General features: G+C 73.3%; 14 protein-coding genes. 7 read left to right on the top strand and 7 right to left on the bottom strand.

Annotation, left to right across the window (positions count from 1 at the left end; translation table 11 throughout):
• Positions 1-332: 332 nt before the first annotated feature.
• The 3 genes from ABIC30_RS02015 (at position 333) to ABIC30_RS02005 (ending at position 1,982) form a co-directional block, all read left to right on the top strand.
• Positions 333-1,337 carry a 2-keto-3-deoxygluconate permease gene (locus ABIC30_RS02015; protein WP_020091156.1) on the top strand — a complete coding sequence of 335 codons (1,005 nt, stop codon included), beginning with the start codon at positions 333-335 and terminating at the stop codon, positions 1,335-1,337.
• Between the two features lie 122 nt (positions 1,338-1,459).
• Positions 1,460-1,630, top strand: coding sequence for a DUF3606 domain-containing protein (locus tag ABIC30_RS02010; RefSeq protein ID WP_020091155.1), 171 nt, complete (start codon positions 1,460-1,462; stop codon positions 1,628-1,630).
• Positions 1,631-1,682: 52 nt separating this feature from the next.
• A complete protein-coding gene (locus ABIC30_RS02005) occupies positions 1,683-1,982 on the top strand; it encodes a DUF2934 domain-containing protein (protein WP_020091154.1) in 300 nt (99 codons plus the stop codon).
• A 61-nt stretch (positions 1,983-2,043) separates the two neighbouring features.
• On the opposite strand, the gene ABIC30_RS02000 is transcribed toward ABIC30_RS02005, so the two are convergent.
• From ABIC30_RS02000 to ABIC30_RS01970, 7 genes are all read right to left on the bottom strand, one after another.
• Positions 2,044-3,288: a methyl-accepting chemotaxis protein gene (locus ABIC30_RS02000; RefSeq protein ID WP_026604623.1), complete on the bottom strand. Its 1,245-nt coding sequence runs from the start codon at positions 3,286-3,288 to the stop codon at positions 2,044-2,046.
• Positions 3,289-3,458: 170 nt separating this feature from the next.
• Positions 3,459-6,605: an Rne/Rng family ribonuclease gene (locus ABIC30_RS01995; protein ID WP_020091152.1), complete on the bottom strand. Its 3,147-nt coding sequence runs from the start codon at positions 6,603-6,605 to the stop codon at positions 3,459-3,461.
• Positions 6,606-7,195: 590 nt separating this feature from the next.
• Positions 7,196-8,536, bottom strand: coding sequence for a glycolate oxidase subunit GlcF (glcF, locus tag ABIC30_RS01990; protein WP_020091151.1), 1,341 nt, complete (start codon positions 8,534-8,536; stop codon positions 7,196-7,198).
• A gap of 58 nt (positions 8,537-8,594) precedes the next feature.
• Positions 8,595-9,782, bottom strand: coding sequence for an FAD-binding protein (locus tag ABIC30_RS01985; protein ID WP_042672358.1), 1,188 nt, complete (start codon positions 9,780-9,782; stop codon positions 8,595-8,597).
• Positions 9,783-9,911: 129 nt separating this feature from the next.
• Positions 9,912-11,354, bottom strand: coding sequence for a polysaccharide biosynthesis C-terminal domain-containing protein (locus ABIC30_RS01980; RefSeq protein ID WP_020091149.1), 1,443 nt, complete (start codon positions 11,352-11,354; stop codon positions 9,912-9,914).
• A 126-nt stretch (positions 11,355-11,480) separates the two neighbouring features.
• Positions 11,481-13,580, bottom strand: a complete 2,100-nt coding sequence (locus tag ABIC30_RS01975; RefSeq protein WP_026604622.1) for a methyl-accepting chemotaxis protein — start codon at positions 13,578-13,580, stop codon at positions 11,481-11,483.
• 427 nt (positions 13,581-14,007) lie between these two features.
• Complete coding sequence (locus ABIC30_RS01970) at positions 14,008-14,514, bottom strand: GNAT family N-acetyltransferase (protein ID WP_042672356.1); 507 nt, start codon at positions 14,512-14,514, stop codon at positions 14,008-14,010.
• A gap of 758 nt (positions 14,515-15,272) precedes the next feature.
• On the opposite strand from ABIC30_RS01970, the gene ABIC30_RS01965 reads away from it, so the two are divergent.
• From ABIC30_RS01965 to dgcA, 4 genes are all read left to right on the top strand, one after another.
• Positions 15,273-16,439 carry a type III PLP-dependent enzyme gene (locus ABIC30_RS01965; RefSeq protein WP_020091146.1) on the top strand — a complete coding sequence of 389 codons (1,167 nt, stop codon included), beginning with the start codon at positions 15,273-15,275 and terminating at the stop codon, positions 16,437-16,439.
• 253 nt (positions 16,440-16,692) lie between these two features.
• Entirely contained in the window at positions 16,693-17,244 is a 552-nt protein-coding gene (locus ABIC30_RS01960; RefSeq protein ID WP_020091145.1) for a GNAT family N-acetyltransferase, read from the top strand.
• A 258-nt stretch (positions 17,245-17,502) separates the two neighbouring features.
• Entirely contained in the window at positions 17,503-18,516 is a 1,014-nt protein-coding gene (dgcN, locus tag ABIC30_RS01955) for an N-acetyltransferase DgcN (RefSeq protein WP_020091144.1), read from the top strand.
• 163 nt (positions 18,517-18,679) lie between these two features.
• Positions 18,680-19,663 (top strand): N-acetyl-D-Glu racemase DgcA, encoded by a 984-nt coding sequence (gene dgcA / locus ABIC30_RS01950; protein ID WP_020091143.1) that lies wholly within the window; start codon positions 18,680-18,682, stop codon positions 19,661-19,663.
• The last annotated feature ends 177 nt before the right edge of the window (positions 19,664-19,840 follow it).

The raw sequence follows: 19,840 nt of genomic DNA, 5'->3' as shown, positions 1-19,840 counted from the left end.
GCGGCTCGCGTGCTCGTTGTCAGGTTGTCGCGCGGCATACCGACCGGCCGGCGCGGCGGTCAAGCGGGCAGCCTCGCGCCGCGGATCGGCCGCCGCCCGGGCAAGGCCGCCGGGTCCAGGGAGCCGGACAGGGACGGGGACGTCGCTGACGACATCCGGGCCGCCGCAGATCGTGCCGGGCCGCGCCCAGGCAGGGATGGGCCCGCGCAATTGTCACCATGTGCACCGGTCCGGCCGCGCGTTGCGCAGCCTCGTCGAAAGGTTGTAGCAGGCCGCCCGGGGGGAAGGCGGGTGCCAGGATCCGGAACGGGCCGGCACCGGAAGGGCGACCCATGCAGATTCCCATCAAGCGCTCCCTGGAGCGCGTGCCCGGCGGCCTGATGGTGGTGCCGCTGTTCCTCGGCGCGATCCTCCACACGCTCTTCCCGGACACCGCGACCTTCTTCGGCTCGTTCACCGGCGCGCTGTTCAACGGCGCGCTGCCGATCCTGGCGGTGTTCTTCGTCTGCATGGGCGCGGGCATCGACTTCCGCGCCGCCCCGGCGATCGCCCGCAAGGGCGGCGTCCTGTTGGCCGCCAAGGTCGGCGTCGCGGCGATCATGGGCGTGGTGTTCGGGCAGATCCTCGGCGAGGCGCCGGTGGCCGGGGGCGCCTTCGCGGGGCTGTCGACGCTGGCGATCGTCGCCGCCATGAACGACACCAACGGCGGGCTCTACCTCGCCCTGATGGGCCAATTCGGCCGCCCGAAGGATGCGGGCGCCTACGCGATCATGAGCCTCGAATCCGGGCCGTTCCTCACCATGGTGACGCTCGGGCTGGCGGGCCTTTCGGCCTTCCCGTGGCCGACCCTGGTGGGCAGCATCCTGCCGCTGCTGATCGGGATGATCCTCGGCAACCTCGACCGCGACATGCGCGCCTTCCTGTCGGGGGCGGCGCCGGTGATGATCCCGTTCTTCGCCTTCGCCCTCGGCTTCGGGCTCGACCTCGCCAAGATCTGGCAGGCGGGCCTCCTCGGCATCGGCCTCGGCGCGGCGGTGGTGGCGATCACCGGGGCCGCCCTGTTCGTCGCCGACCGCCTCACCGGCGGCAACGGCGTGGCGGGCGTCGCCGCCGCCTCGACGGCCGGCAACGCGGCCGCCGTGCCGGCGATCATCGCCGCCGCCAACCCGGCCTACAAGGAGGCCGCCGGCCCCGCCACCGTGCTGGTGGCGGCGAGCGTGGTGGTCACGGCGCTGCTCGTGCCGCTGCTGACCGCCTTCGTGGCGGGGCGGGTCCGCCCGGACGCGGCCGAGGAGGATCCGGCGCCGGTCCCCAGCCCCGCTCCGACCGCACCCTGACGTCTCGCGCGGTCTAGCTGCGCGTCCCGCGCGACCGGCGGCAACCGAAGTCTCCGAGTCCGGTTGTCCCTCCAGGAAGCGCGGCACGGCCGCGTCTCACGGCGAACCGGAGCGGGCACTGCATGTCGACCGAATCCAGAGGCAAGACGCATATCGACATCTACGACCGCGCCACCCGCGAGGAGTGGGCGCAGCGTTTCGGCGTCAGCGAGGAGAGGCTGCGCAAGGCGGTGACCATGGTCGGGAGCCGGATCACCAGCGTCGCCGCCTATCTCGACAAGCCGGCCGCCTGAGACCGGCGCCATGGAAGTGCCCCCCGATTTCCGTCCGCCTCCGGATCATCCGATGGCGGGGACACCGGCGCACGGATCCGCACTCGGGTCCGAGTCTGGGTCCGAGCCCGCGCCGGGACCCGCGTCCGGGACCGACGCGGCGGCACCGCAGCCTTCGGCGCGGTCGTCCGACACGATCACGTTCGAGCAGATCCGCGAGCGGGCCTACGAGCTCTGGGAGCGCAACCACAGGCCCGAGGGCTTCGAGATCGAGTTCTGGCTGCTGGCCGAGCGGGAACTGCGCAAGGAGCGCGATCGCCGAAAGGCCGACGCGGCGCCGGCAGCGCCGCGCTCCGATCCGCCGCCGGCCTGACGGTCTCCGACCTTCATCCGAGACGGTCCCGGGTCACGGCGGACCCGGGATCGGATGACCTTCAGGCCTCGATCGCCGCCCGGGTTTCCTTCACCGCCGCCTCGAAGGCGACGAACGCCGTGGTCGCCGAGTCCCAGGTCTGGCTGCGCACGTGGCGGACCAGGGCGGCTGCCTGCTCGCGGGCCTGCGCCAGGGGCTTCTCGATGGCGGCCGGCCGCGTCGCGTCGGCGGGGATGCCCTCCGGCGGCGTGTCTGTCGAGCGCATGCCGACCAGGGTCGCCGCGATGGCGCGCCGCCACGCGGCGCAGTCCGCCGACAGGCGGATCACCCGCTGATCCGCGGCGGTGCCGGTCTGCCGGTCGAGCAGGGTGCGGCCGAGATCCTCGATCCGTCCGAGCTGCGCGAGGGCGTCGCCGATCTCGCGGCGGGCCTTGTCAGTCCCTTCCGCGATGCGGCCGACGTTCTGGGCGATGTCACCGGTGGCCTGCATCTGCTGGCCGAGGATCTCGGAGGCCTCACGCATCTGCGCCGCGACGTTCGCGACGGCGCCGCTCTCGGCCTCGACGCGGGCATTGGCCCGAACCATCGCGGACGCGCCGGCCTCGACGGCGTTGCGGCTGCGCGTCACGGCGGCCTGCATCGCCGCCATCTCCTCGCGCAGGCCGCTGACCCGCGCCCGGATCTCGTCCGTCGCCTTCGCGGTCTGCGCCGAGAGCGTCTTCACTTCGGCGGCGACCACCGCGAAGCCGCGGCCGGCCTCGCCGGCCCGCGCCGCCTCGATCGTGGCGTTGAGCGCCAGCAGGTTGGTCTGGGCCGAGATCGCCGCGATCGTGCCGGCCATCTCCTCGATCCGCAGCGCCGCGGTGGAGAAGCTGTCGAGTCGGCTGCCGATCTCCTCGGTGCCTTCCTCGATCCCGCGCATGCCGTCGGTGGCGCGATGCAGGTCGCCCACGCAGGTGGCGATGCCGGCCCGGGCCGTCTCGGCCATCTCGGCCGCCGACGAGGAGCGGGCGGCGATCTCACCCGTGGTCGCGGCGAGCTCCTCGCTGGCGGCCGCGATGAGCCGGGCCTGCTCAGCGGTGCCGGAGGCGTCGTGGGTCATCCAGCCGATCGAGGTGCCGGCGTCGGACGCGGAGGCGGACAGGCGCGCCAGGAGAGTCAGCCATTCCCGATCGACGGCCGGCTCCGCGACGGGCGTCGGGGCCGTCTCGACTGGCAAGACCGCCGCCGTCTCGACCGGGGCGGTCGCCGTCACCGGGGTTGCTAGCGCGTCAGGGATCTGACGCTGCCGGCGCAAACTGAACATGCGGGCCTCTCCGACACTCTAATCGGGGCGCATGGTCACACAGAACCTTCAACCAATGGTGAAGGATAGACCAGTCTCTCGACAAGCGTTGCGGGGCATCGGTGCAGCGCAACACGTCTACTTCGAGAAGTTGCGCCCCCTGATAGCGCTCTATCAGGGGGCGCAATGCTTCATTCGCCGGTCAGGGCCGCCTTGGTGCGCGACCACCAGCCGGCGCGCTTCGGCCGGTCCGGATCGGACGGCGGCGTCAGCACGATCGCCACGGGCTCGGGCGCCGGCTCGGCGGGAGCGGCCTCGGGCGAGCCGGCCTCTGCCTGCGCGCCGACGGTCGCCCGATCGGCCGCCGGCGCCGCGGACTCGACCGGGGCCACCGGCAGGTCCACCGCGGTCTCGGTCCGGTCCTCGGCGGCCGCGGCCGGCGCCGCCTCGATCGCCTCGGCCACAGCCTGGGCGCTCACCGGCTCCTCCGCCGACAGGGCGACGACATCGCCCGCGGCTTCCGGCGCGTCGTCCGTCTCGGACGCCTCGCGGGTGCGGCCCTCGCTGCGACCGCGGCCGCCCCGGCGCCCGCGGCGGCGGCGACGGCCGCCCTCGTCCTCGGACCGCGCCACCTCGTCCGAACCCGCGACGGCCTCGTCGGCCTCGCCGGCCTCCGCGGCGACGGCCGCGGCGGGAGCCTCGGTCCCGGCCGGCTGCGCGCCGTCCCAGTCCCCATCGCTCCGTTCCGCGTCCGAACGGGCGTCGTCGCGGCCGTCGTCCTGCTGGTCGTCCTGATCGTCGTCGCCGCGATCGTCCTCGGCGCGCCCGTCCTCGCCGCGGCCCTCCTGGCGACCGCCGCGCCGGCGGCGGCGACGACGGCGGCGGCGGCCCTCGCCCTCCTCGCGCGACCCGTCCTCGCGGGCCTCGGCGCGGCCCTCGTCGGCCTCGCCCTCGGCGTCGGTCTCGGTCTCAATCTCGGTCTCGGCCTCGTCGGCCTCCTCGTCCTCGTCGTCGAACTCCATCGCGGGCGAGATCGCCTGGGCGCGCACGCCCGTGACCGGGCCCTCCGCCCGCTGGGCCGGCTCACCGCGGTCGAGCTGGAACGGTGTGGTCGCCGCCAGCCGCTCGTCGGCCGCGATCGTGATCGTCACGCCGAAGCGCACCTCGAGCTCGCGCAGGTGTCCGCGCTTCTGGTTGAGGATGTAGAGCGCGATCTCGGTGCGGGTGCGCAGGACGAGGTTGTGGGAGGCCGACTTGAGCAGCACCTCCTCGATCGAGCGCAGGATGTGCAGCGCCACCGACGCGGTGGCGCGCACGAAGCCCGAGCCGCCGCAATGGGCGCAGGGGATCGAGGAGGATTCGAGCACGCCGGTGCGGATCCGCTGGCGGCTCATCTCCAGGAGGCCGAAGGGCGAGATCCGGCCGACCTGGATGCGGGCGCGGTCGTTCTTCAGGCACTCGTTGAGCTTCTTCTCGACGGCGCGGTTGTTCCGCTTCTCCTCCATGTCGATGAAGTCGATGACGATCAGGCCCGCGAGGTCGCGCAGCCGGAGCTGGCGGGCGACCTCCTCGGCGGCCTCCAGGTTCGTCTTGAGGGCGGTGTCCTCGATGTCGTGCTCGCGGGTGGCGCGGCCGGAGTTCACGTCGATCGAGACCAGGGCCTCGGTCGGGTTGATCACGAGGTAGCCGCCGGACTTCAGCGAGACGTGCGTGGAGAACATCGCGTCGAGCTGCTGCTCGACGCCGAAGCGGGCAAAGATCGGCGTCGAGTCGCGGTAGGGCTTCACGACCTTGGACTGGCCGGGCATCAGCATCCGCATGAAGTCCTTGGCCTCGCGGTAGGCGTCCTCGCCGGCGACCAGAACCTCGTCCAGATCCTTGTTGTAGAGGTCGCGGATGGCGCGCTTGATCAGCGAGCCCTCCTCGTAGACGAGGGCCGGCGCCATCGACGTCAGGGTCAGCTCGCGGACCGACTCCCACAGGCGCATCAGGTACTCGAAGTCGCGGGCGATCTCGGGCTTGGACCGCGAGGCGCCGGCGGTGCGCAGGATGACGCCCATCCCCTCGGGCACCTCCAAGTCCTGCACGACCTCCTTCAGGCGCTTGCGGTCGGCCGCCGAGGTGATCTTGCGGGAGATGCCGCCGCCCCGGCCGGTGTTGGGCATCAGCACCGAGTAGCGGCCGGCGAGCGACAGATAGGTCGTGAGCGCCGCGCCCTTCGTGCCGCGCTCCTCCTTGACCACCTGCACCAGGATGATCTGGCGGCGCTTGATCACCTCCTGGATCTTGTACTGGCGGCGGTAGTGGCGCGGACGCTCGGGGATCTCGGCCAGCGCGTCGCCGTTGCCGCCGACCTGGGCGATCTTGGGCTCGGCGTCGGGATCGTCGGACTCCTCATCGGACTCCTCGTCCGAGTCGTCATCCTCGTCGGACTCGTCCTCGTCGTCCTCCGACTCGTCCTCATCCTCGTCGTCGTCGGATTCCTCGTCGTCCTCCTCGGAGGCCTCGTCCAACGCTTCGGCCGACGGGTCGGCGGCGGTCGGCGCGGTCTCCTCGGCCTCGCTCGCCCCAGCCTCGCTCTCCTCCGTCACGATCGCGTGCGCGGCGGTCTCGTCCGGCGCGTCGGACACGGTCAGCGCCTCCGCCACGGCGATGCGGGCCTCCGGCTCGGAGGGGGCGTCCTCGGACGGGGCGGAGGCGGCGGCGACCGGCTCCGACGCGGCGGGGGCCGCCTGCGCCTCGACCGGCGCGGTCTGGGGCTCGGCGGCCTGCGCCGGCTCACCCTCCGGGAGGTCGCCGGCGGCGGCCTCGGAGGCGAGGGCCTCCTGCACGGCCTCGGGGTTCTCGGACAGCGTGTCGGGCTGGACGGCCGGGTCGATCCCCGACTCGTTCCGGATCTCGGCCTGATCCTCGCTCTCGGACGCCGCGTGCGTGTCCTCGGCGCTCACGGTCTCGTCGGCGCCGCGGGCGCGGGCCTCGGCACGGCGGCCGCGGGACCGGCGCGACGACGACCGGCGGCGCCGCTCCTCGCGCTCGCGGTGCTCCTCGGCGTCGCGGGCCTCCTCTTCGAGGAGTGCCTGCCGGTCGGCCAGCGGGATCTGGTAGTAGTCGGGATGGATCTCGTTGAAGGCCAGGAAGCCGTGGCGGTTGCCGCCGTACTCGACGAACGCCGCCTGGAGCGACGGCTCCACCCGGGTGACCTTGGCGAGGTAGATGTTGCCGCGCAGCTGGCGCCGGTTGGCGGCTTCGAAGTCGAACTCCTCGACCCTAGACCCGTGGACCGTGACGACCCGGGTCTCCTCCGGGTGCATCGCGTCGATCAGCATTTTGTTGGCCATGTCGGACTCTCGGCATGGCGGCCGACGTCGTTCTCCGTGCCCGTGGTCCCGGCGGCGCCTCGCCCGACGTCAATGCTGTCGGGCGGGATGCCGGCCTCGTCGCCGAGGCGGATGGGTTCGAGGGGAAATTGCCGTCAACCGCCGTTCGGCGCCCTGGGCGCCTGGGGTTGAAACAGGCCGGGCGGACGGACGGACCGGCGTGACGCACCGTTTGCGCCTCCGGGGCACGCGCAGCCTTATGCTGGGCCGTGCGTCCGTCCATCGTGGTCCCGACCTCGCGAAACAATCTCGGCCGGCGGGGGACCGGCCGTGAATTCCTGGGTGCGGCGGAGGATCTCCGCCGCGTCGTGCGACACCTGCCCGATCGCGGGCGGCACATGCCGCCGCCAAGCGGACCGACAGGGCCCGCCGCGACACCGCGACCGCTTTCGCGAGGAATTCGGTCACGTCCGCGGGCCGTTGCGGCGACCGGCGGGACCGGAGAGGGGTCGACATCATTACAGACCGCTGCGCGGATTTGGCAAGGGTCAACGTGAATAGATGTCACGGGCCTGTCACGGTGCGCGCGGCGCCACGCGACAGGTGTGTGTCTACTCCGCCGCTTCGAGCCGCGGCGTCACCCCGGCGAGCGCCGCGGGCTTCGGGCCGCCGGTCGCCCAGTCGAGCAGCTCGACCGTGTGGACGATTGGGATGCCGGTGCCCTTCCCGATCTGCGTGGCGCAGCCGATGTTGCCGGTGGCGATCACGTCGGGGCGCACGCGCTCGATGTTGGCGACCTTCCGGGCGCGCAGCTTCGCGGCGAGCTCCGGCTGCAGGATGTTGTAGGTCCCCGCCGAGCCGCAGCAGATATGGCCCTCGGGCACGTCCTTCACGGTGAAGCCCGCGCGCTTCAGCAGCGTCTTGGGCTCGAGGCGGATGCCCTGGCCGTGCTGCATCGAGCAGGCCGAGTGATAGGCCACGACGAGGTCGGTCTCGGCCACGGGGGCCAGGTCGAGCAGGGCGAGGTACTCGGTCACGTCCTTGGCCAGGCTCGAGACCCGCAGCGCCTTCTCGGCGTAGGCCGGGTCGTCGCGGAACATGAAGCCGTAATCCTTGATGGTCGTGCCGCAGCCCGAGGCCGTGACCAGGATCGCGTCGAGGCCCTGGGCGATCTCGGCGTCCCAGGCGTCGATCGCCTGCCTGGCATGGGCGTGGGCCGATTCCTCCTTGCCCATGTGGTGGGTCAGCGCCCCGCAGCAGCCCTCGTTCGCGTGCACCACCTCGATCCCGTGCCGGTTGAGCAGCCGGATCGCGGCGGCGTTGAAGTCCGGCCGCAGGACGCTCTGGGCGCAGCCGCGGAGGAGGGCGACGCGCCGGGCGGGCGTCCCGGCCGCCTGACCGCCCGCCGGCGGGAACCGGCCGGGCCGGTTCGTCGGCTCGCGGGGCGGCGCCCCGGCCGGCGCGAGGTCGAGCATGGCCGCGAGGCGGTTGCCGACCCGCGGCAGCCGGGCCACCAGCCCCCGGAACGGCGCGCCGAGCTTGGCGGCGGTGAGCGCGAGGCGGAAGCGGCCCGGATAGGGCAGGACCTGGGCGAGGAGCGCCCGCAGGAACCGGTCGCCGGCGGGGCGCGCGTAGGTCTCCTCGATATGGGCCCGGGCGTGGTCGACGAGGTGCATATAGTGCACCCCCGACGGGCAGGTGGTCATGCAGGACAGGCACGAGAGGCAGCGGTCGACGTGCTTGACCACCTCCTGCGAGGCCGGCTTGCCGCCCTCCAGCATGTCCTTGATCAGGTAGATCCGCCCGCGCGGGGAATCGAGCTCGTCCCCGAGCAGCAGGTAGGTCGGGCAGGTCGCCGTGCAGAATCCGCAATGCACGCAGGTCCGCAGGATCTTCTCCGACGCCGCCATGGCGGGATCGGCGAGCTGGGCGGGGGCGAAGTTGGTCTGCACGGGTCGCGTCCTCGGCGCCACGGCTCCCCACGCTCGGGGAGGGGCGGGATCTGAAGCTTCAGAGTCCGGCGTACATCCGGCCGGGGTTGAGCACCCCGGCGGGGTCGTGCGCCGCCTTGATGCCGGCGGTGAGCCGCATCAGCGGCTCGGCCAGCGGCTCGAACACCGGCACGGCGGCGCGCACGGCGTCGGGGGCCCGCACCAGCGTGGCGTGGCCGCCCTGAGCCCGCACCGCCCGGCGCACCGTCGCGGCGCCGGCATCGCCCGCCGCGCCGGTGGCGAGCCAGATCAGGCCGCCGCCCCAGTCGAAGAACCAGCGCGCGTCGCGCTCGGCCGCGACCGCCGCCGCCAGGGCCGGCCCGCGGGTCGGCGCGGTGGAGATCCGCCACAGGGCGGCCTCCCGCGGCTCGGCGAGCGGCGCCGCGTCGCGCACCGTCCGCCACAGGGCGGCGCCGGCCTCGCCGTCGATGATCTCGGGCTGGCCGTAGCGCTTCAGCAGGCGCCGCAGCTCGCCCGTGCGGTAGTTGATGGAGTCGGAGAAACCCTCGAGGCGCATCAGGGTCCGCGCCTCCGGGGCGCCGATCCCCGCCGGCAGGTGCGCGGCGCCCGTGAGCTCGAAGGGCGAGCCAAGCGCCTCCGACAGGGCGGTCACCGCCCGCGTGTCGTCCAGGCCGGAGAAGACCAGGGTCGCCACCCGCTCGCAGGCGGGCAGCACCTTGAAGGTGACCTCGGTGAGGAGGCCCAGCGTGCCGTGGGCGCCGGCCATCAGCTTCACGAGATCGAGGCCGGTGACGTTCTTCATCACCCGGCCGCCCGACTTGATCGCCTCGCCGCGCCCGTTGACGAAGCGCACGCCGATCAGGCTGTCCCGGGCGGCGCCGGCATTGATCCGCCGGGGGCCGGCATTGTTGATCGCCGCCACGGCCCCGAGGGTCGGCTCGCCGGCGGTGCCGTACAGGCCGCGCAGGTCCATCGGCTCGAAGGGCAGCATCTGGCCGCGGGAGGCGAGCAGCGCCTCGACCTCGGCGAGCGGCGTCCCGGCCCGGGCCGCCACCACCATCTCGGCGGGCTCGTAGAGCGTGACGCCGGTGAGCGCCTGCGCGGAGAGCGTCGCGCTGTCCTGCGCGGGCCGGCCGAGCCCCGCGGCGGTGCCGCCGCCGGCGAGGCGCAGGCCCTCGCCGCGCCCGGCGGCGGCCCGCACGATCTCCCCGGCCTCCGCCTCGGTGCCGGGCTCGTAGACGCCCATCGTTCCCGTCCCGGTCCTGTTTGTATCCATTCCAGGACGGGTGTCGCCGGATCCGGCGGCGGATTCAAGCGCAGGCGGAGTCGCGGGGTTTCAGCGGCGGGATTTCCACTGCGCCGCCTTCGCGTGAGTCTACTCCGCCGGCACGGTCCGCGCCGGGCGCAGGCGCGCCAGGACCTGACGGCGCAGGCCGGCGATGTCGAAGATCCAGACCAGGGCGCCGTAGAGAACCATCCCGGACGGGACCAGCACGGCCAGGGCGGTGGCGGGCGGCAGCTGCCGGAAGGGGGCGAGGGCGAGCCCCATCGCCGCGCAGGCGAGCGCGGCGACGCCGATCTCGCCCCAGGGCAGCGCGATGCGCCCCGGGCCGGTGAGGGCGCGCCAGCCGAGCCACGTTCCGGCGGCGGCGAGGCCCGCGGTCTGCGCCACCGCGACGCCGAGCCCGCCCATCCGGTCCGGGAGGACCAGCAGGCCGGCGCCGTTCACCGCGAGGCCGACCAGGGCGGCGGCGACCACCGGCAGGGTCTTGCGGCGGATCTGGAAGACCGGGTTGAGGGCGTAGAACATCATCGCGAGGCAGAACAGGCCCGGCATCAGCACGGTGCTGTAGGTCTCGAACGGTCCGCGATAGGCGTCCGGCACCACCAGGCCCTGGAGGGCCGGCAGCACCGCCCAGAAGCCGACCGCGCAGGGTGCCAGCAGGGCGAACACGGTGCCGGCATTGGCGGCGACCTGCGCCTCTGCGGCGGCGCGGCCGCTCTGCTCCTCGGCCTGCACGGCGAACTGGAACAGCAGCAGGTCGAGGGCGGTGCCCAGCGTCATCAGCGAGCGCGAGGTGACGTCGGCCGCCAGGGCGAAGTAGCCGGCCTCGGCGAAGCCGGCATGGCCCGCGATGGCGCCGCGATTGACGAAGGCGAGGCACTGGTAGGCGGTGTTGGCGGCGATCAGCGGCAGGCCGTAGCGCGCGAAGACCCGCCAGGTCGTCGACAGGCGCGGCCGCTCGAGGGGCGTGCGCGGGTCGCGCAGGGGGTGGCGCAGCACCGCCACCGCGAGGAGCTGGCTGAGCCCCGCCGCCGCCAGCACCCAGGCCGGCTGGGGCAGCCACCACGCCGCCGCGGCCATCATGGCGAAGGACAGGACGTTCTTCACCGCCACGAGGCCGAGATAGAGCTTGCCGTCGAACCGCGCCCGGGCGAGGGCCGCGTGGTAGTCGAACACGCCGATGCCCAGGGCCGCGAGGCCGGTGCCGCACAGGACCGCCTCGCGCCCGTCGGCGCCGCCGGCGAAGCCGAAGGCCCCGCACAGGGCCGCGGCGGCCAGGAGCAGCGCGCCGATGCGCAGGTAGGCCCGGTCGAGCCCGTGGCGGATCCACGGCTCGTCGACGCGCACGCGCCCCGAGTAGAACCGCGTCGCCGACAGGCGCAGCCACTCGAACAGCACCGTGTTCAGCACGATGGCGCCGGTGGTCGCGAGGGCGAACCGGCCGAAATCCGCCGGCCCCAGCAGCTTGGCGATCAGCAGGCCGAGGACGAAGTTGAGCCCCGCATTGATGACGAAGGCGACGATCACGGCCATGGACGGCGACTCATGCGCGGCGGGATTGCCCCCGCCCGTTGCGTACGCTGTAGCGCGCGAGCCGTAAGACTCCCCTAAACGGGCGAGATCGGGGCGGAGACCCGCGCGGCTCCCGGCACCGTCCGGTCACGCGGCCCGGACGGTGTCGAGGAAGCGCGCGACCTCGGCCGCGAGCGTCTCGGACTGGCGCGACAGCGCGGACGCCGCCGCGAGCACCGCGTTGGCCGCCCGGCCGGTCTCCTCGGCGGCCCCGGCGACGCCGAGGATCGTGCGGGTCACCGCGCCGGTGCCGACGGCCGCCTCCCCGATGTTGCGGACGATCTCCCGGGTGGCCGATCCCTGCTCCTCCACCGCCGCCGCGATCGCGCTCGCCACGCCGCTGATCTCCTGGATCCGCCCCGTGATCGCGCCGATCGCCGCGACGGCCCCGCCGGTCACGCCCTGGATGCCGGCGATCTGGCCCGCGATCTCCTCGGTCGCCCGGGCGGTCTGCGCGGCCAGGGCCTTCACCTCGCCGGCGACGACCGCGAAGCCATGACCCGCCTCGCCGGCCCGGGCGGCCTCGATCGTGGCGTTCAGCGCCAGCAGGTTGGTCTGCCCGGCGATCGCCGCGATCAGCCCGATCACGTCGCCGATCCGCGCGACCGCGTCGCTCAGGTCCCGGACCATCGCGCCGGTCTGCCCCGCTTCCGCGACGGCCCCCTGGGCGAGCCGGGTCGATCCCTCGACCTGCCGGCCGATCTCCTCCACGGAGGCGCCGAGCTCCTCGGCCGCAGCCGCCACGGTGCCGACGTTGGTGGCGGCCTCCTCGGCGGCGGCCGCCACGGTGCTGGACTGGCTGGCGGTCTCGGTCGCGGTGGCCGTCATGGTCTGGGCCGTGCCCTGCAGCGCGGTGGCCGCGTCCGAGACCTGGGCGATGATGCCGCCGACCGTCCGCTCGAAGCGCTCGGCCATCGCCCGCAGGTCGGACCGGCGCCGTGCCTCCGCCGCCTGACGCGCCTCGGCGGCCTCGGATTCGAGCTGGCGGCCGCGGATGAGGTTGTCCTTGAACACCTGGACGGCCCGCGCCATGGCGCCGATCTCGTTGCGGTAGGTGCGCGCCGGGACCGTGACGGAGGCGTCCCCGTCGGCCAGCGCCCCCATCGTGGCGGTCAGCACCCGGAGCGGGCGCAGCACGCCGCCGAACAGGGTCCACAGGCCGAGGGCCACCAGCAGGATCACCGCCAGCAGCGCCGCCCCGCTGCGCGCGACGTCGCCCCGCGCGTCCTCGGCGAGGGCCTCGGCGCGCGCCACCATCGCGTCGAGGGCCGCGTCGCAGAGGGCCACGAGGGAGCGCTGGTTCACCGTGTTGCGGTCGCGCAGCTCCGCGAAGGTGTGGCGCGGGGGCGCGTGCGTGCTGAGCGCGTCGAAGACCGCCCGCGCGATGGCCTCGGTGTCGCCCTCGAAATTGGCGGCCTTCGCCCGCTCGTACGCGGCCCGCACCGTCTCCGAGACGTCGACCGCTGCCTCGGTGGTGCGGCGCCACGCGGACAGAAGCTCGGTCCGCTCCGCCGCCGCCGCGACCGTCTCGGGCAGGGACCACGCCGTGCCGGCGACCAGCGAGGCCTGTACCCGGACCGCAACGTTGCCGCTGGCGACGCGCGTCTCCCAGGCCGCCTGCTTGAGGCCGAGATAGCGCTGCAGCACCGGATCGGACCGGGGAATGGCCGCGTCGACCGCCTTCAGCGTGGCCGTCAGCGCCTCGAGCAGGTCCTGGAAGGCGGCCATCGCGGCGTCCCGCAGCGCCGGGTCACGCCGGGCCAGCGGCAGCCCGAGGGCCGCGTCGATGCGGGGACGCAGGTCCGCCATCGCCGCCTGCGCGGTGCTCAGGCGCTCGAGCGTCGCGCTGACCGCCGGCTCTGCCAGATCGCCCAGGCTGCGCCGGGCCCGGCCGTAATGCTCGGTCAGCGCCTGCCGGCTCCCCGCGATGGTCGACAGGGTCTTCGCGTCCGCCGGCGCCTCACCCCCGAGGGCGAGGGTCGATCCGCGCTCGAGCCGCAGCGGCAGGATCGTCCGGAGGAGGCCCTGGCTCGCCTGCGTCAGGGTCAGGGCTCTCGCGGCGCCCGCCGCCCGCGCCCGCGCGTCGACGAGTGTCCGCACCGCGTTGCCCAGCGCCATGCAGGCCATGATGACGATCACCAGGCACAGCAAAGTCCGGATCGAGAAGCGTCCCAGCCAGCGAGTCATCGGTGAGATCTCATGTCCCGCGATGCTCTGTCTTAGAACGTAAGGTTTTGTCAGGCAATCGACCGAAATTATTCGACAGAAATACGGATTTATAAGTCGACGATGGACCGAATTGTGAAGTAATATGAGACAAATACCGGAATTGGCGAGGATTGTCGGGAATTGGGCCGCATTCTCGCGTGACGATATCGGCGCGGTCGCCGGCCGCGCGGCGGGCTTGTGCCGGTCCGTGGCGCGGCGCGAGGGACCAGGTATCCTGCGGGCGCACTCCCGAAGAGCCGCAGGTTCAGCGCTGTCGGCCTGCCGGTGCCCCCGCGATGACGGAGTGTGGCGCGAGGACGCGCCTGGCCGGATCTCGCTATCGCCGGGACGGTGTGCGGGCCAGCCGGCGGCTGGGCGGCGGTCCGCGCGGCAGTCCGCGCGGCGACTACAGCGCGCGCTCGTAGCGCCACGCCTCCATCCCGTCCTCGTAATAGTCCGGCCGCACGGCGAAGCGGGTGTAACCCCGGCGCTCGTAGAGGCGGATGCCGGCGCCGTTGTCGGCGCGCACCTCCAGCCGGAGCCGGTCGCAGCCCTCGGCGCGGGCGCGGGCCTCCGCGGCGTCGAGGAGACGGCCGCCGAGGCCGAGGCCGCCGCGATTCGGCGCCACCGCGATCGAGGCCAGCCGGGCGATCCGGCTGCCGCGCCGCCGCTCCAGCACCGCGGCGCCGACGAGCACCGGAACGGGATCCCGGTCCGGCGGGTCGATCAGGGCCGCCAGCACGTCCATGGAGAGCGAGCGGATCGCGTGGCGGATCGCCCGGCGCTCGGCCCGGTCGGTGGCGAAGGCGGCGTGCTCCAGGGCGACGAGGGCGTCGAGATCGGCGAGCGTGGCGGTGCGAATCGTCGGCTCGGGGAGACCGTCGCCGACCGGGCTGCGCAAGGGGGCGCTCATGACCGGGCGCTCACAGGGAGGCGCTCACGCCCGCGCCGTCGCGGTGAATCTGGTCGGCCCGGCCATCGCTCGCTCGCCTGAGTACTCTGCCCCGTCCGGTCAGATGCCCGCTTCCGCCCCGCTTGGGAAGCCCGCACGGCCCCGTCGACGCGGTCGGGGCGCGTCGTCGATGCGTCGTTTTTGCAACGGAGCGCGCGGGGTGTGGATTGCGGGCGGAAAAGCGGGCGTTCCGGGGCGGTTTCCCCTTGTCGCGCGGGTCCCGTCTCCGTATATGCGCCGTGCCCAATTTCGCACGTGCCTGTGGCCGCGTGTCGGTTGGTGGGCATCCGGTCAACTGCCGGACAGCCGCCAGGGGTCTTAAAGGATCGATGGTCGCAAGGGTGGATCCCTACGGCCGGCATCCAGGTGGCAACACCGGACCCCGACAACAACCGGCAGCCGGAGGCGAAACCGGCGAACCCCGCTCTCCACGGGGGACGCAGCTTAAAGCAACGACGAACGGGCTTTTTTGGTCTCGTCGGCCCTCCACAGGCCGGCACCGAAGAGGCTTGTTTCTCTTTGCCCGGCGTGCGGTGGGGGTCCTCCCTTCCAATCCACGGCAGCTTCCGGGTGCTCTGCGCCCGCTCCGACGCACGCGTCTCCAAAGCGCGTGGGTCCGCGCGACGCATCGCCCCCTGACGCCGGCGGCCCGTTCGGGCCGTCATCTTCGACAGCGCGCCCCGCGTAGGGCGCTCGCGAACCCGTGCCGGGAGACGACCATGACCGACCGCATCCGTGACTTCCTGCGCGTGCGCCGCGACCTCGGTCAGGACGAGGGCCCCGTGATGGTCCTCGACCTCGACGTCGTGCGCGACAACTACACCGCCTTCGCGCGCTCCCTGCCGGACACCCGCGTGTTCTACGCCGTGAAGGCGAACCCGGCCCCCGAGGTGCTGCGCCTGCTCGCCGAGATGGGCTCCTGCTTCGACACCGCCTCGGTGGCCGAGATGGAGATGGTGCTGGCCGCCGGCGCCACCGCCGACCGGATCTCCTTCGGCAACACCATCAAGAAGGAGCGCTGCATCGGCCGCGCCCTGAAGCTCGGCATCCGCCTGTTCGCGGTCGATTGCCAGGCCGAGGTCGAGAAGATCGCACGGGCCACCGACGCGCTGGGCGTGCCGGCGGGCGAGGTGCGGGTGTTCTGCCGCATCCTGTGCGACGGCGCGGGCGCCGACTGGCCGCTCTCCCGCAAGTTCGGCTGCGTGCCCGAGATGGCCGCGGACGTGCTGGAGCACGCCCACCGCCAGGGGCTCGAGGCCTACGGCATCTCGTTCCACGTCGGCTCTCAGCAGGGCAACACCGAGGCCTGGGACGGGGCGCTCGGCTCCGCGGCGGCGATCTTCCGCGAGTGCGCGGAGCGCGGCATCGGCCTCTCGATGGTCAATCTCGGCGGCGGCTTCCCGACCAAGTACCTCAAGGCGGTGCCGGGCGTGGAGAGCTACGGCGAGGCGATCTTCCGGGGCCTGACCAAGCATTTCGGCAACCAGATCCCCGAGACGATCATCGAGCCGGGCCGCGGCATGGTCGGCAATGCCGGCCTGATCGAGGCCGAGGTCGTGCTCGTGTCGAAGAAGTCCGCCGAGGCCGACGAGGTCCGATGGGTCTACCTCGACATCGGCAAGTTCGGGGGGCTCGCCGAGACCATGGACGAGGCGATCCGCTACCCGATCCGCACTGCGCGGGACGGGGAGGCGACCGAGCCCTGCGTCATCGCCGGCCCGACCTGCGACTCGGTGGACGTGCTCTACGAGCGGCAGCTCTACCCGCTGCCGGTCTCGCTCTCGATCGGCGACAAGGTGCTGATCGAGGGGGCGGGCGCCTACACCACGACCTACGCGGCGGTGGCCTTCAACGGCTTCCCGCCCCTTCAGCAGATCGTCATCTGATCCTTCCTAGGATCAGGACGGGTTCCGGCTGAGGGACGCAGGCTCCTCCGTCCTCGCGAGCGGAGCGGAGCGATCCAGGGACGCGGGACGCCTTCCGACGTTTCGCTGCCCTGGGTCACGTCGCTTCGCTCGTGATGACGGGGAGGGCGACCCTGCCGGACGCTGACGTCCACCACCGCGTCGACCGAGGGCGTCCGGCTCTCGGTCACAGACAATCGCTTCTCCCGCTCGCCGGCCCGGGGAGGGCACAGCCATGATCGAGATCCGCGCGGAGCATCTCCACGACGTCCCGGCGCGCGAGCGCCTGCTCGACGCGTGCTTTCCCGGCAATCGACGCGCCAAGACCTCGGAGCGCCTGCGCGAGGGCCGCCTGCCGGCCCGCGGCCTCGCCTTCGCGGCGACCCGGGCGGGGCGGCTCGTCGGCACCCTGCGGCTGTGGCACGTCGAGGCCGGGCTCGGCCGCCCGGCGCTGCTGCTCGGCCCGCTCGCCGTCGATCCGGCGATCCAGGGCCAGGGGCTCGGCTCGGTGATGATGCAGGCGGCCCTCGGCCGGGCGGAATCCCTCGGCCACGGCGCCGTGCTGCTGGTCGGCGACGCGCCCTACTACGCGCGCTTCGGCTTCGACCGGGCGCTCGCGGAGGGCCTGACCCTGCCGGGGCCGTTCGAGCGCGCGCGCTTCCTCGGTCTCGAGCTGCGCGCGGGCGCGCTGGCGGGCGCCGAGGGGATGGTCCGGGCGACCGGCGTGCCGGCGCCGGTGGGCGCGGTGGCCAACGAGGCGGGGGTGGCGCGACGACGCGCCGCCTGAACGGGGCTTCGGCGCTCCGCCGATCTGAGGCGACGAACCGTCTTCGCGAGCGGAGCGAAGCAAGCCTGGGTCGCGCCCCGTTCAATGACGTCGCGCTGCCCTGGGTCGCTTCGCTGCGCTCGCGATGACGGCGTGCAGAGCCGGTATGCTCCGTGGGGCGGCCGCATCGACCGCCTTGGCCAGCCCCATGCATTGCGCACGCCGCCCGCGATCCCGCATAGACGGTCCGCCGGCCTCCCGGAGAAGGTTGCTCGACCGATGCAGATCGCCACGCCCTACCTGATGTTCCTGGGCGACGTGCCCGACACGCTGGCGGCCAAGACCGCCTACGGGATCAAGGACTGGCGCCCCGAATGGTGCGTCGGCCAGATGCGCCTGCCGGGCTGCGCCGCCGATCTCGGCATCCCCGACATGACCCTGCCCGAGGCCCTGGCGAAGGGCTGCCGGACCCTGGTGATCGGCGTCGTCAACGCCGGCGGCGTCCTGCCGGACCACTGGGTCAAGGAGATCGTCGCGGCGATCGAGGCCGGGCTCGACGTGGCGAGCGGCCTGCACGTGAAGCTCGGCGCGGTCCCGGCCATCGCGGAGGCCGCCGCCCGCCGCGGCCGCCAGCTCCACGACGTCCGCCACACCGACGAGCGCTTCCCCACCGGCAAGGGCACCAAGCGGGCCGGGCGGCGCTTGCTCACCGTCGGCACCGACTGCTCGGTCGGCAAGAAGTACACCGTGCTGGCCCTGGAGCGCGGCATGCGCGAGCGCGGCCTCGACGCCGATTTCCGCGCCACGGGCCAGACCGGCGTGTTCATCTCCGGCCGGGGCGTCGCCATCGACGCCGTCGTGGCCGACTTCATCTCCGGCGCCGTCGAGACGATCTCGCCCGAGGCCGAGCCGAACCACTGGGACCTGATCGAGGGTCAGGGCTCGCTCTACCACCCGTCCTTCGCGGGCGTGAGCCTCGGCCTGCTCCACGGCGCGCAGGCCGACGCCTTCGTGGTCTGCCACGAGCCGACCCGCACCAACATGCGCGGCGTGAAGCACCCGCTTCCGACCATCCGGCAGGTGATCGACCTCACCGTGCAGCTCGGCAGCCTGACCAATCCGGGAATCAAGCCGGTCGGCATCGCGGTGAACACCCAGGCGCTCGCCGAGGGCGAGGCCCGGGCGCTCCTCGACGCGCTCGGCTCCGAGCACGGCCTGCCCGCCACCGACCCGGTGCGCTTCGGCGTCGACGGGCTGGTCGACCGGATCGTCGCCGACTTCCCGGCGATCTGATACCGCTTCCCTGTGCCGGCTCTCACTCCGTCCCCGTGAGCCGAGCGAAGCGATCCAGCAGCGCCATGCCAACCGGCCGCTCGCTGCCCTGGGTCACTTCGCTCCGCCCGTGATGACGGAGCGGGCTGCATCGACCGCAGGCCTGAACCGGAGACCCTACGACATGGCCCGCCGCCTGACCCTCGCCGTCGAGCGCTTCCCGATCGCCGGCGCCTTCACGATCTCCCGCGGCAGCCGCACCGAGATCGCCGTCGTAGTGGCGACGATCGCGGACGGCGACGCGGTCGGGCGCGGCGAGTGCGTGCCCTATCCGCGCTACGGGGAGAGCGTCGAGAGCGTCAGCGCCCTGATCGAGGGCCAGGCGGAGGCGATCGCGGCCGGGATCGGGCGGGACGCGCTCATGACCCGCATGAAGGCGGGCGCCGCGCGCAACGCCCTCGATTGCGCGCTGTTCGACCTCGAGGCGAAGCGGCAGGGCCGTCCCGCCTGGGAGATCGCGGGTCTCGCCGAGCCCCGGCCGGCCATCACCGCCTACACGCTGAGCCTCGGCACGCCGGAGAGCATGGCGGAGGCCGCCCGCAAGGCCGCCCACCGGCCGCTGCTCAAGGTCAAGCTCGGCGGGGACGGCGATCCGGAGCGCATCGCCGCGGTGCGGGCCGGCGCGCCGGAATCGCGGCTGATCGTCGACGCCAACGAGGCGTGGCGGCCCGAGAACGTGGAGGCCAACCTCGCGGCCTGCCTGCGAGCGGGCGTCGCGCTGATCGAGCAGCCGCTGCCGGCCGACGCCGACGCCCTGCTCGCCGAGATCCCCCACCCGGTGCCGGTCTGCGCCGACGAGAGCCTTCACGACCGCGCCGGCCTCGACGCGCTGGCCGGGCGCTACGACGCGATCAACATCAAGCTCGACAAGACCGGCGGCCTGACCGAGGCGGTGCTCCTCGCCCGCGAGGCGCGGGCCCGGGGGCTCTCGATCATGGTCGGCTGCATGCTCGGCACCTCGCTGGGCATGGCGCCGGCGGCCCTGCTCGCCAACGACGCGGAGTTCGTCGACCTCGACGGGCCGTTGCTGCTGGCCCGGGACCGTGACCCGCCGCTGCGCTACGAGGGCAGCCTGATGCACCCGCCGATGCCGGACCTCTGGGGCTAGGGCCCGCGGCGGGGCGGTTGTCGTCCGCGGTCCCGAGAGGGTCCCGCGCGATGTCCCGGAGGCGCCACCCTGTGGAGATCCCGGGTGCGGAGGATAGGGATCGCCCCGCCTGTCACCGGCAGGGCCTCACAAAGGGTTTGGGATTAGGTATACCAGAAGGCTTGCCTTCCGCTCGCC

This window comes from Methylobacterium sp. 1030, assembly GCF_040544715.1.
Classification (GTDB): Bacteria; Pseudomonadota; Alphaproteobacteria; order Rhizobiales; family Beijerinckiaceae; genus Methylobacterium.
The sequence above is the reverse complement of the archived record's forward strand: the minus strand, read 5'-3'. Positions and strand labels throughout refer to the sequence as shown.